Origin of the sequence: Paraburkholderia sp. GAS448, assembly GCF_050435685.1 — a bacterium.
Classification (GTDB): Bacteria; Pseudomonadota; Gammaproteobacteria; order Burkholderiales; family Burkholderiaceae; genus Paraburkholderia.
Genome location: NZ_JBNDKT010000022.1, coordinates 83,597 through 96,056, shown reverse-complemented (window position 1 = coordinate 96,056; position 12,460 = coordinate 83,597). Strand labels below are relative to the sequence as shown.

Here is a 12,460-nt window from a genome sequence, read left to right as displayed (position 1 = left end):
GCCGGCTCGCAACGCAAGCCCGGCGCGAAATTCGGAGAATCGCAATGCAGAAGATCCTCGTGGCGCGTCCGATCTTTCCGGACGTGATCGACCGGCTTAAGCAGTATTTCGACGTCGACTGGAACAATGGAGACGTTCTCGGCGCGGACGAGCTTGCGCGTCGTCTCGCGGACAGGGACGGCGCGCTGACGGCCGGCGATCCGGTCGGCGCGGCGGCGCTGGCGGCGGCGCCGCGTCTGCGGGTGGTGGCCAATATGGCAGTCGGCTACAACAATTTCGACATGGCTGCGTTCAACGCATCCAACGTGCTCGGCACGAATACGCCGGATGTCCTCAACGAATCGACGGCCGATTTCGGCTGGGCGTTGATGATGGCGACGGCGCGCCGGATCGCCGAATCGGAACACTGGTTGCGAGCCGGGCATTGGCAGAAGTGGAGCTACGACGGTTTTCTGGGTGGCGATGTGTATGGTTCGACGCTCGGCGTGATCGGCATGGGACGTATCGGCCAGGCGCTGGCGCGGCGTGCGCGCGGTTTCAACATGCAGGTGATCTATCACAACCGGTCGCGCGTTGCGCCGGCGATCGAAGCTGAGCTGAACGCCCGGTACGTGTCGAAAGAAGAACTGCTGCGCCATGCGGATCACGTCGTGCTCGTGCTGCCGTACACGAAGGAAAGCCATCACACGATCGGCGCTGCCGAGCTGGCGTTGATGAAGCCGACCGCCACGCTGACCAACATTGCACGCGGCGGCATTGTCGACGATGCGGCGCTGGTGGAAGCGTTGCGCGCGAGACGCATTGCCGCTGCCGGTCTTGACGTTTTCGAAGGCGAGCCGAACCTGAATCCTGGTCTCTTGACGGTGCCGAACGTCGTCCTCACGCCACATATCGCGAGCGCGACCGAAGCAACGCGTCGCGCGATGGCCAACCTTGCGGCGGACAATCTGATTGCCGGGCTTGGGGAAGGCCCGCGGACCGGACAACCGCCGAATCCGATCAATCCTGAGGTGTTGGGGAAAGCGCGTTCATGACCGAAATTTTGCTGGCGGCCGTCGTCATACTGGCGGTCGCGCTTGTCGTCGCGTTGCTCGTGCTCATGCGCGGCCGCAATGACGCGAATCAGGAAGAGCGGTTTGCCGAGCTTGGTGAGCGTGTGACTGATGCGTCGAACGCCCAGGCTCGCGCATATGAAAGACTCGAACGAGAGTTGCGCAACGAGATCACTGAGACGGCGCGCGCATCGCGCCTCGAACTGGGCGGCGGTTTTTCGCAGTTCCAGCAGGCGCTCGCTGCGCAACTCACCAGCATCGCGACTGTGCAGAACAGCCAGATAGACGGTTTCGCGCAGCAGCTCGTCAAGCTGACGGAGTCGAACGCGCAGCAGCTCGAAGCAGTGCGACAGAGTCTGCAGCAACAGTCGCAACAGGCCCGCGAAGAGCAGGGCGCCACGCTCAAGCGTTTCGGCGACACGTTGACGCTACAACTCGTGCAACTGACCGAAGCCAACGACCGCCGTTTCGCCGAGGTGCGCGCGACGATTGAGCAGCGACTCAAGGACATCGAGGCGAACAATGCGACTAAGCTCGAAGAGATGCGCCGCACCGTCGACGAGAAACTGCACGCAACGCTCGAACAACGGCTCGGTGAATCGTTCAAGCAGGTGTCGGACCGGCTTGAGCAGGTCCATCGCGGGCTCGGCGAAATGCAGACGCTCGCGGCCGGCGTGGGCGATCTGAAGAAGGTGCTCACCAACGTCAAGACACGCGGCACATGGGGAGAAGTGCAGCTCGAAGCGCTGCTCGAACAGTTGCTCACAGCCGACCAGTACGCGAAGAACGTCGCGACGATCCCGAAGAGCAACGACCGCGTCGAATTCGCGATCAAGCTGCCGGGGCGTCAGGACTCCGTCGACGGCGTGGCGGTCCCGGTGTGGCTGCCGATCGATGCCAAATTTCCGCGCGAGGACTACGAGCGTCTGATCGAGGCGCAGGAGCGGGCCGATCCGGTAGCGGTAGAAGAAGCGTCGCGCGCACTGGAAGCTCGCATTCGCGCCGAGGCGCGCACGATCGCGGAGAAATACGTATCGCCGCCGCACACGACCGATTTCGCGCTGCTGTTTCTGCCGACCGAAGGTCTCTACGCCGAGATCCTGCGCCGGCCTGGACTCACGGATCTACTGCAGCGCGAATATCGGGTGACGATTGCCGGCCCGACTACGCTCACTGCGTTGCTGAACAGTCTGCAGATGGGCTTCCGGACGCTGGCCATCGAGAAGCGTTCGAGCGAAGTGTGGCAGGTGCTCGGTGCGGTAAAGACGGAGTTCGGCAAGTTCGGCGATGTGCTCGCAAAGACGAAGTCGCAGCTCGAAACAGTCACACGCTCGATCGAGCAGGCGGAGGTGCGCACGCGCGCGATGAACCGCAAGTTGCGCGACGTGGAAGCGTTGCCCGGTGAACAGGCGATCGGTTTGCTCGGTGACACGTTATCGGGTGCGGACGCGGACGAACCCTGAGGAGTGTTTTCTCGCGCGCCGTCTGGCGGGCAGCGCCCGACGTTCAGGCTTTCGCGCCAGCAGGTACTGTGGTTTCGCGTGACCGCCTCATTGAGCGGTTTCGCGAAACCGGAGGCCTTCGATCAACTGGCGTTATCCGGCGCCGCCAGTCGTTCCAGCGCCTCATCCGTCACGCGAACGATGCGCCAGTCCGGCAGCACGGTTGCGCCCAACTTCTCGTAGAAATCGATGGCCGGCTGGTTCCAGTCGAGCACCGACCATTCGAAGCGTCCGCACTGACGCTCGACCGCCAGCGCCGCCAGGCGCCGCAGCATGGCCGTGCCGAGGCCGCTGCCGCGCTGCGTCGGCTGCACGTACAGGTCTTCGAGATAAAGTCCACGCCGGCCGAGGAAGGTCGAATAATTGTGGAAGAAGAGCGCGTACCCAACAATGCGTCCATCCGCTTCCGCGACGAGCGCCTCCGATGAAGTACGCTCGCCAAATAACGCGTCGTGCACGCCGTCTTCGGTCGCGACGAAGAGGTGCGTGAGTTTTTCGAACTCGGCCAGTTCGTGCATCAGCGCGAAGATCGCGCCTACATCAGCGGGTGTAGCGGGGCGAATATGGGCGGCCATTACGCTTCTTCCGGGGCGTCGGTGAGATGGATCTCGATCCCGCCGAAGCGCGACGCCACCCAGTTGTACGCGTGACACGCGATCCACAGCAGGATGAAGCCGAGAATCGCATTCAGCAGGAGCGCGCTGAACACGGTGCTCAGTTCGACCGAGCGATACCGGATGAACGCGACCAGTACGCCGAGCAGGACGATCGGCACGCTGAAGGTCAGGTAGACCAGAATGAGCGCTTTGGCGGTCTGTCCCGGTGCAATGAACGAGATCTGTTTTTTCATTGAATCAAACCCGCTAGTCGTGATGGTTTCGTGGAAAAGAGTCGGTCAGATGAGGCCGTCGAACAGCATGATATCGACGGTGTCGCCCGCATCGATGTCAGCTTGTTCGTGCGCGAGCACGATAAAACAATTCGCCTCGCTCATCGAGCTGAGCACGCCCGAGCCCTGCGAGCCGGTCGGCGTGACCTGCCACTGGCCGCGCTCGTTACGTGCGGCGGTGCCGCGCTGAAATTCGGTGCGTCCGGCACGTTTGCGGATGGCCTGCGTGCTGGTCGCCGTGATCGCGGGCGGAGCTTGCACTGACGCGCCCGACATCACGAGCAGCACCGCGCGCACGATCTGGTAGAACGTGACCATCACCGCGACCGGATTGCCCGGCAAGCCGAAAAAGAGCGCGGGCTGGCCGACGCCGGGGCGCTCTCCCGACCACACGCGGCCGAATGCAAGCGGGCGGCCAGGGCGCATCGCCAGGCTCCAGAACGCGACGTCGCCGAATGTCCGGAGCAACTGCTTCGTTAAGTCCGCCTCGCCGACCGATACCCCGCCTGAAGTCAGTACGACGTCGGCGCTGGCAGCTGCACTGCGCAGCGCGGCTTCGAGCGCTGCAGGCTCGTCCCGGACCACACCGAGATCGAGCGCGTCGAGATTCATCCGGCGCAGCATCGCGAAAAGGGTGTGGCGATTGCTGTCGTACACGCAGCCTGGATCGAGCGGCTCGCCGAGCGATCGTAGTTCGTCGCCGGTCGAGAAGAACGCGACCCGCAAACGGCGTCGTACCGCGACTTCGCCAACGCCAAGCGATGCCAGCAAGCCGAGATCAGATGGGCGCAGGATGCGTCCCGCATGCAGTGCCGGCTGGCCCTGTGTGAGGTCTTCGCCGGCGCGGCGACGGTTCGCGCCGCGCTTCAGTGTGTCCCCAGGGAACCGGATAGTGTCGCCCTCGCGTGTCACGAGTTCCTGCGGTACGACCGTGTCGCATCCATCGGGCATCAGTGCGCCCGTCATAACCCGCACGCATTCGCCGGCAGAGACGGCGCGCCCGAATGGATGCCCCGCCAGCGCCTTGCCCGCCACGCGCAGTTCGATGCCCGTTTGCTGGGAGACAAGCGATGTGCCATCGAACGCATAACCGTCCATCGCTGAATTGTCGTGGGCGGGAACGTTGGTCGGCGACACGACGTCGCCTGCCAGTACGCGATCGAGTGCATCGTGAAGCGGCACGCGTTCGACCGCCGCAACCGGGCTCGCCCACTGGCGCACGATCGCCTGGGCCGCGGATACAGGCAGCGCCTCTGGGTCGTACTGGGCGACACAACTGGAAAAGTCTTTAAACGTGGTCATGAATGGGGAAGCGTCGCGACCGGAGGCGAATCCGGCGTTTCGTCGGTGACGCGTACGACCGGAGGCAGATTTCGGGCTGCCTCACGCACGTTCCAGGTCGGCGAGTTCTTGCAAAGTGTTCGCATTGTAAAACGCGCTCCCATCGGCGAAGGCGACTTCGGCCATCGTGTGGCGCGCGTACCACGCGCGAACCTTGCGCTCGCCGGCTTCCAGAAAGGCTGACAGGTCGTCCGCCAGTGACGTGCGAACAAGAGCGAATACTGGATGCATCGAGATTTCGCCATGGGGATCGCGCGTGGTGACGGTGGCGATGTCGGCGCGAACCGTTTCGAGCGTCTCAGCGAGGCGCATGGCGAGGTCCGGCGGAAGATTCGGTGTATCGCACGGTGCGCTTAGTACGAATCCGGTATTTGCGGCGCGCAGTCCGGCGAGCAGGCCTGCCAGCGGTCCGGGGAAGTCAGGGAGCGTGTCGGCGATCACCATTGCGCCAAACGGCGCGCCGAGTTCGGCGTAGCGATCCGCGTGGCGGTTGGCGCTGATGAGAAGGGGACCTGTCTGCGGTGCGAGGCGCTTCAACACGTGCAGCGCGAGGGGCTCGCCGTGAAGCATCTGCAGGCCTTTGTCGAGGCCGCCCATGCGCGTGCCGCGCCCGCCTGCGAGCACGAGCCCGGTGATGTGGCCGGTTTCAATGGGCATGGCGACGACGGCCTCAGCCGCCGATGTACGACATTTCGACGCGCCGGCCTTCGGCCGCGTCCGGCATCGCGCTTGCGCTGCCGCGCAACTGCGAATAGCGGTCGGTCCGAGCCTGCCAGATACGGGCGACGGCGGTTCCGATGTCTGCGTCGCTCGCGCCATTGCGTACGAGTGCACGCAGGTCATGTCCCGATGAAGCAAACAGGCACAGGTACAACTTGCCTTCAGTCGACAGTCTCGCGCGCGTGCAGCTTCCGCAAAAGGCACGGGTGACGCTGGAGATCACGCCTATCTCGCCGCTGCCATCGGTGTAACCCCAGCGCTGCGCGGTTTCGGCTGCGCTGTGCGCTTCGAGCGGCACGAGCGGGAAGCGAGCATGGATTTGCGCGACGACGTCTGCGGAGGGCAGCACTTCGGTCATGTTCCAGCCGTTAGACGTGCCGACGTCCATGTATTCGATAAACCGCAGTACCGCCCCGCTGCCTTTGAAGTGGCGCGCCATGGGCACGATCTCGGCGTCGTTGGTGCCGCGCTTCACGACCATGTTGACCTTGATCGGCGCGAGGCCGACGGCCTGCGCTGCGGCGATGCCTTCCAGCACGTCGTCGACGGCGAAGTCGGCATCGTTCATGCGGCGAAATAGCGTGTCGTCGAGCGCATCGAGACTGACCGTCACGCGTGTCAGACCTGCGTCCTTCAGGCTGCGCGCCTTCCTGGCGAGCAGCGAGCCATTGGTGGTGAGCGTAAGGTCAAGCGGTCGGCCTTCGGGCGTCTTCAACCCGGCAAGCCGTTCGATCAGGAATTCGAGGTTTTTGCGCAGCAGGGGTTCACCGCCCGTCAGACGGATTTTCTCGACCCCATGCGCGACGAACACGCGCGCGAGGCGTTCGATTTCTTCGAAGGTCAGCAAGGCGCTGTGCGGCAGGAACGGGTAGTCCTTGTCGAACACCGCCCGCGGCATGCAATAGACGCAGCGAAAATTGCAGCGATCGGTCACCGAAATGCGCAGGTCGCGTAGCGGCCGCGCGAGCGTGTCGGTCAGCTGACCGCGCGGCTCGTGCGCGGGTCCGGAAATATCCGGAACCGAGCTGACATCGGCGACAGGGATGATGCGTCGGGACATGATCGCTTTTATATGCTCTAGACCTTCATTCTAGCGGAAACGGCTGCTCTTTCCGGCTGAGACCGGGACAGCGTGGGGGTATGGCGATTCGCGGTCCCGGCAGTCAGCGCGTTATTTCCCTGAGACTGTCGATCGTAGGTTCACATATGTAGCGAGTTCTGACGCCGACCGCGAGCGCGCGAGGCTTCCGACAAACAAAAAACCCGCCGGTGAGGGCGGGTTTTTTGCATTACTACGGTTCAGCTTACTGCGAGTGCTTTGCCGTTTCGACCTGTTGCATTGGCGTAGCGTCTGCCGGCGGCAGCGCTTTGCGCTCACGCGGCACGCGGACCGGTTTCGCAGTTTGCGCAGCGGCTTCCTGGGCAGCGCGGAGCTTGTCAGCGTCGGTATTGACCCAGACGAGGCCGGCCTTTTCCAGCACCGGTTGCAACGACTCAGCCGACAGGCCGTTCGCGCGCGGCGCCTGAGGTGCAGCGGCAGGCGCCGGGGCAACAGGTGCCTCGACTGCGGCGACCGGCTGCGGTTCGGCGTGGACTTCGGCTTGCGGTGCGGGCACCTCTGCGGGTGCTTCGACGACTGCTGCCGGAGCCGGAGCCACCGCTTCGCTGACCGGTGCCGGAGTCTGAACCGGTTCGGGCTGGATGTAAGCCGCCGACTCAGCTTGAGCAACCGGTTCAACCGGGGTCACAGTTTCGCTGATGACGGTTCTTACCTCGCTTGCCTCGGCGACCGCCGTAACTTCCACCGGGGCCTGCGCTTCCGGAGATGCAACCGGTGTCTCGACAGCAGGAGCCAGCGGCGCTGCCGAAGTTTCAGCAACCGGCACGACCGGTTCCGACGTCACAGCATTTTCGACCGCAACGGCGGGTGTTTCGGTAGCAGCATGCAATTCGGTCTCGACGACGGTTTGCGTTGCGACCGCGGCCACGGCGGTTTCCACCGGCGCTGCTTGCTTCGCTGCGACCTCTTCCACACGCTGTTGCGGCGGGTAAGCCAGTGCATCTTCTACCGCGCCGACGGCAGTACCTTCTGCTTCGGCCCCATCGACGGTCTGGCTCACATTCGCGCCATCTTCCTCGCGCTCGCGACGACCACCGCGACGGCCACGGCGACGGCGACGACGCTCTTCGCCTTCACGTGCGACCGCTTCCTGATCGACCGGCGCGCCATCTTCGGCGCCGCCTGCCTGAACCGGCAACGTGACGTCTTCTGCCAACGCCTCGTCCTGGTTCAGCGCTTCCGCGGCTTCCGGCTGCGGCTTGTTGCGGCGTTCGCCACGCTCGCCACGTTCGCGGCGCTCACCACGCTCCTGGCGTTCGCCGCGTGGCGAACCTTCGCTGGCTTCGATGCGTTCGCCACGCTCCTGACCGCGCTCGGCGCGAGCGTCACGACCTTCGCGCGCCTCGCGTGGCTCACGACCCTCACGCGGTTCGCGACCTTCACGGGCATTGCGCGGTTCGCGTGCCTCGCGCGGTTCGCGCTGCTCACGACCCTCGCGGCTTTCGCGCGCTTCACGCGGCTCACGGCCTTCGCGCTCCTGACGCTGCGACGGCTGACCCTGACGGCCGCCGACAGCGGCTTCGCCACGGCCGGCCGCATCGCGACCGCCCGCGCCGCCACGGCGGTTGCGGTTGCGATCGCCGCCGCGCTCACCGGTACGCTCGCCGCGCTCCGTGCGCTCGCCACGTGCCGGACGGGCGGTCTTTTCGACCGGTGCCGGTGCCGGAGCAGGCGTTGCGGGCTGCATGCCGAAGAGGTTCTTCAGCCAGCCGATGAAACCACCGGTGCCTGGCGTTACCGCGACAGGGGCCGGGGTAACGGGTGCCGTCGGACGAACCGGCGCGCTCGGCGCCGGCTTTTCAGGCGTAATGCCCTTGACCGCCGCTTCCTGCTTCGGCTTCACTTCCTCGGTGCGCTTGCTGTAGCCGGTTTCCGACTCCAGTTCGCGGGCTGCTTCTTCGGCCATCTTCCACGACGCGCGCGGATCGTCGAGGCGCGCATCGTCGTGACGCAGGCGCTCGAGCTTGTAATGCGGCGTGTCGAGGTGCTTGTTCGGGATCAACACGACGTTGACCTTGAACCGCGATTCGATCTTGTTGATTTCCGCGCGCTTCTCGTTCAGCAGGAAAGCGGTCACTTCGACCGGCACCTGGCAATGGATCGCCGCGGTGTTTTCCTTCATCGCTTCTTCCTGAATGATCCGCAGAACCTGCAGCGCGGACGATTCGGTGTCGCGGATGTGGCCGGTGCCGTTGCAGCGCGGGCACGTCACGTGGCTGCCTTCCGACAGGGCCGGACGCAGTCGCTGGCGCGACAGTTCCATCAGGCCGAAGCGCGAGATCTTGCCCATCTGGACTCGTGCACGGTCGTGCTTCAATGCGTCTTTCAGGCGTTGCTCGACTTCGCGCTGGCTCTTGGCCGATTCCATGTCGATGAAGTCGATCACGATCAGGCCGCCCAGATCGCGCAGACGCAACTGGCGGGCAACTTCGTCCGCGGCTTCGAGGTTCGTGCGCGCGGCCGTTTCCTCGATGTCGGCGCCCTTGGTGGCGCGTGCCGAGTTGACGTCGATCGCGACGAGCGCTTCGGTGTGGTCGATCACGATTGCGCCGCCCGATGGCAGCGGCACCGTGCGCGAGTACGCCGTTTCGATCTGGTGTTCGATCTGGAAGCGCGAGAAAAGCGGCACATCGTCGTGATACCGCTTCACCTTGCTGACATTGTCCGGCATTACGATATCCATGAAGGCGCGTGCCTGGTCATGGATTTCGGTGGTGTCGATCAGGATTTCGCCGATATCCGGCTGGAAGTAGTCGCGAATCGCGCGGATGACGAGGCTCGATTCGAGGTAGATCAGCATCGGCTGGCCAGATGAGCCGCTTTGTGACGCGGCTTCGATCGCGCGCCACAGTTGCATCAGGTAGTTCAGGTCCCACTGCAGTTCTTCGGCGCTGCGACCGATGCCAGCCGTGCGCGCGATGATGCTCATGCCTTCCGGCAGTTGCAGTTGCGCCATGGTTTCGCGCAGTTCCTGGCGGTCGTCGCCTTCGATCCGGCGCGACACACCGCCGCCACGCGGATTGTTGGGCATGAGCACCAGATAGCGGCCGGCGAGCGAGATGAACGTGGTGAGGGCGGCGCCCTTGTTGCCGCGTTCTTCCTTCTCGACCTGAACGATCAGTTCCTGGCCTTCGCGCAGCGCGTCCTGGATACGCGCGGAGCGCATGTCGACGCCGTCACGGAAATACTGACGGGCGACTTCCTTGAACGGGAGAAAACCGTGGCGGTCTTCGCCGTAGTTGACGAAACAGGCTTCGAGGGAGGGCTCGATGCGGGTGATGACGCCCTTGTAGATATTGCCTTTGCGCTGTTCGCGCCCGGCGGTTTCGATGTCGATATCGATGAGTTTTTGCCCATCGACGATGGCGACGCGCAGTTCTTCCTGCTGCGTCGCATTGAACAGCATGCGTTTCATTGAACGGCTCCAGAGCGGCTCTGCCTGCCCACGTCCTGGTTGTCAGCCTGGACGGCGAGGGTAGCGGCATGCCGCGCCTTATTGTGTTTTCACAAGCACGCTGGAGCGGGAACGATGGTGGGAGAATTGCCAGAAAGCGCCCCCCGGTCCGGTAACCGGACACGGAGCCGCTGGGCACATGCGAATACGGCTTCAAATAACGGCACGACACGCCGCGGGTTCTGCCAGCACGACCTGCATCGCCTTCATATGCTCCTTGCCACTGCGCCAACCAGGCGCAAAAGCGGCAGGGCGAAGGCTGCGGCGATGCCGCAGCGGGAAGCTTGCACAGAACGCCCGACTTCCCACTCGGGTGTCTCACCTTATTTCGACGTCGCCATGCTTTGCACTTTCTGCAAAGCGCACTCGGGCGCACGCCGTATTTTCGCAACCGGGAGCCTCGTGCGGGGCCATCAGACCGCCCGCTAACAACGCTCACCGGATAAATTCTTTTTTACCAAAATTCCGTTACCGTCGGAGCCGACCGTGACCGAACGCGCCTGTGGGCGCCGTCCCTGCCGGGTGTGGGTTCCGTGCGTGCAACTCGTTGCATCTCATTTTTAGGGCGAGCAACCAGCCCCCGGCACAAGTAAAATAGCTCTTTATCGCTTGCACCTGCGCAATCCGCCCGCAATTCGGTTTAATGCGCCGGTCGTATGCGCCGGCCGCCGCAGACTGCTGGGCAAATTATATTCATAATGAAAGAGTTAGGCAAAACATCCCAGAAATCGGTCGCAAGTGACCAGGTCTCGATGATCGAGATCGACGATGGCGCGGCCGGGCAGCGCATCGATAACTTCCTGCTGCGCGTCTGCAAAGGCGTGCCGAAGAGTCATATTTACCGGATCCTGCGTAGCGGCGAAGTGCGCGTGAATAAGGGCCGGGTCGACGCGCAATATCGGCTCGAACTCGGGGATCTGGTCCGCGTACCGCCCATCCGGATCGCACAGGGTCCCGAGGCCACTGCCCATGCGCCGGTCCCCGCGGCCCATTTCAATATCCTGTTCGAAGACGAACACCTGCTGGTCATCGACAAGCCGGCCGGGGTCGCGGTGCACGGTGGCAGCGGAGTTGCGTTTGGCGTGATCGAGCAGATGCGCGAGGCGCGTCCACAGGCGAAGTTTCTGGAACTGGTGCACCGGCTCGATCGGGAGACGTCCGGCGTGCTGATGCTCGCCAAAAAGAGGGCGGCGCTCGTTGGCCTGCACGAACAGATTCGCGAGAACCGCATGGACAAGCGGTACTATGCGTGCGTCCATGGCGAATGGGCGAGCGACTGGGGGCGTCGCCGGGCGGTGAAGGAGCCGCTGCACAAGTATCTGACCCCGGATGGCGAGCGGCGCGTGCGCGTGCAGCCGGACGGACTGCCGTCGCATACGGTGTTCAATCTGGTGGACCGCTGGCCCGACTTTGCGCTCCTCGAGGCCGAACTCAAGACCGGGCGCACCCATCAGATCCGGGTTCACCTGGCGCATCTGGGTCTGCCGATCGTCGGCGATGCCAAATACGGCGATTTTGGCCTGAACAAGGCGCTGGCGCGCTCGAATGCCCACCCGGGCCTGAAGCGGATGTTCCTGCATGCTTACCGGCTCAGGCTCACGCATCCCGCCACAGGCGAGACGCTGCAATTCGAGGCGCCCCTGCCGGCCGACTGCCGGCGCTTCGTCAATCAACTCTCCGAACAACGTAACCAGCAACCTCAAAGCGAGACGGACACGCATGGCTCGACAGCAGTTTGACCTGATCGTCTTCGACTGGGACGGTACCCTGATGGATTCGACGGCGCATATCACGCGCAGCATCCAGGCGGCGTGCCGCGACCTCGGTCTCCCGGTGCCTGCCGACGAGGCCGCCAGCTACGTGATCGGACTCGGCTTGCGCGACGCGCTGCAGATCGCCGCGCCGACGCTCGATCCGGCCGATTATCCGCGTCTCGCCGAGCGCTACCGGTTCCACTATCTGGTCAAGGATCAACACACGGAACTGTTCGACGGCGCCCGCGAGATGCTGCAGGAACTGCGCGATACCGGTTACCTTCTGGGCGTCGCGACGGGCAAGAGCCGCGTCGGATTGAACCGGGCGCTTGACCAGAGCCGGCTGACCAGCCTTTTCGACGGTACCCGCTGCGCTGACGAAACCTTCTCCAAGCCGCATCCGGCGATGTTGCACGAGCTGACGCGCGAACTGGGGCAGGACCCCGCGCGAACCGTGATGATCGGCGATACGACGCACGATCTGCAAATGGCGATCAACGCAGGCATAGCCGGCATCGGTGTGGGTTATGGGGCGCATCCGGTCGCGTCGCTGACCGCGCTCACGCCGAAGTTCGTCGCGGACAGCATTGGTTCGCTGTCGGCGTGGCTGCGCGAACACGGGTGAGCA

10 protein-coding genes are annotated in these 12,460 nt (G+C 64.0%); 4 read left to right on the top strand and 6 right to left on the bottom strand.

Annotation, left to right across the window (positions count from 1 at the left end; genetic code table 11):
• The first annotated feature begins 44 nt into the window (after positions 1-44).
• Together P3T23_RS31375 and P3T23_RS31370 are read left to right on the top strand one after the other, a co-directional pair.
• Positions 45-1,034: a 2-hydroxyacid dehydrogenase gene (locus P3T23_RS31375; RefSeq protein ID WP_429319968.1), complete on the top strand. Its 990-nt coding sequence runs from the start codon at positions 45-47 to the stop codon at positions 1,032-1,034.
• Positions 1,031-2,515 carry a DNA recombination protein RmuC gene (locus tag P3T23_RS31370; protein WP_429319967.1) on the top strand — a complete coding sequence of 495 codons (1,485 nt, stop codon included), beginning with the start codon at positions 1,031-1,033 and terminating at the stop codon, positions 2,513-2,515. The genes P3T23_RS31375 and P3T23_RS31370 overlap by 4 nt, the downstream gene beginning before the upstream one ends.
• A 122-nt stretch (positions 2,516-2,637) precedes the next feature.
• Here P3T23_RS31370 and P3T23_RS31365 read toward each other — a convergent pair whose 3' ends face one another.
• From P3T23_RS31365 to P3T23_RS31340, 6 genes are all read right to left on the bottom strand, one after another.
• On the bottom strand, positions 2,638-3,129 hold the full coding sequence (locus tag P3T23_RS31365; protein ID WP_429319966.1) for an N-acetyltransferase family protein: 492 nt from the start codon (positions 3,127-3,129) through the stop codon (positions 2,638-2,640).
• Entirely contained in the window at positions 3,129-3,404 is a 276-nt protein-coding gene (locus P3T23_RS31360) for a hypothetical protein (protein WP_133662260.1), read from the bottom strand. Before P3T23_RS31360 ends, P3T23_RS31365 begins: the two co-directional genes overlap by 1 nt.
• Before the next feature lie 45 nt (positions 3,405-3,449).
• The gene (gene moeA / locus P3T23_RS31355) at positions 3,450-4,745 is read right to left on the bottom strand and encodes a molybdopterin molybdotransferase MoeA (protein ID WP_429319965.1); all 1,296 of its coding nucleotides are present in this window, start codon (positions 4,743-4,745) and stop codon (positions 3,450-3,452) included.
• A gap of 81 nt (positions 4,746-4,826) precedes the next feature.
• On the bottom strand, positions 4,827-5,441 hold the full coding sequence (gene mobA / locus P3T23_RS31350; protein ID WP_429319964.1) for a molybdenum cofactor guanylyltransferase MobA: 615 nt from the start codon (positions 5,439-5,441) through the stop codon (positions 4,827-4,829).
• A 13-nt stretch (positions 5,442-5,454) separates the two neighbouring features.
• Entirely contained in the window at positions 5,455-6,564 is a 1,110-nt protein-coding gene (gene moaA, locus P3T23_RS31345; protein ID WP_429319963.1) for a GTP 3',8-cyclase MoaA, read from the bottom strand.
• A gap of 244 nt (positions 6,565-6,808) precedes the next feature.
• Complete coding sequence (locus P3T23_RS31340) at positions 6,809-10,039, bottom strand: Rne/Rng family ribonuclease (protein WP_429319962.1); 3,231 nt, start codon at positions 10,037-10,039, stop codon at positions 6,809-6,811.
• A 737-nt stretch (positions 10,040-10,776) separates the two neighbouring features.
• On the opposite strand from P3T23_RS31340, the gene P3T23_RS31335 reads away from it, so the two are divergent.
• Positions 10,777-11,817, top strand: coding sequence for an RluA family pseudouridine synthase (locus P3T23_RS31335; RefSeq protein WP_429319961.1), 1,041 nt, complete (start codon positions 10,777-10,779; stop codon positions 11,815-11,817).
• Positions 11,798-12,457 (top strand): HAD-IA family hydrolase, encoded by a 660-nt coding sequence (locus P3T23_RS31330; RefSeq protein WP_429319960.1) that lies wholly within the window; start codon positions 11,798-11,800, stop codon positions 12,455-12,457. Before P3T23_RS31335 ends, P3T23_RS31330 begins: the two co-directional genes overlap by 20 nt.
• Positions 12,458-12,460: the final 3 nt, after the last annotated feature.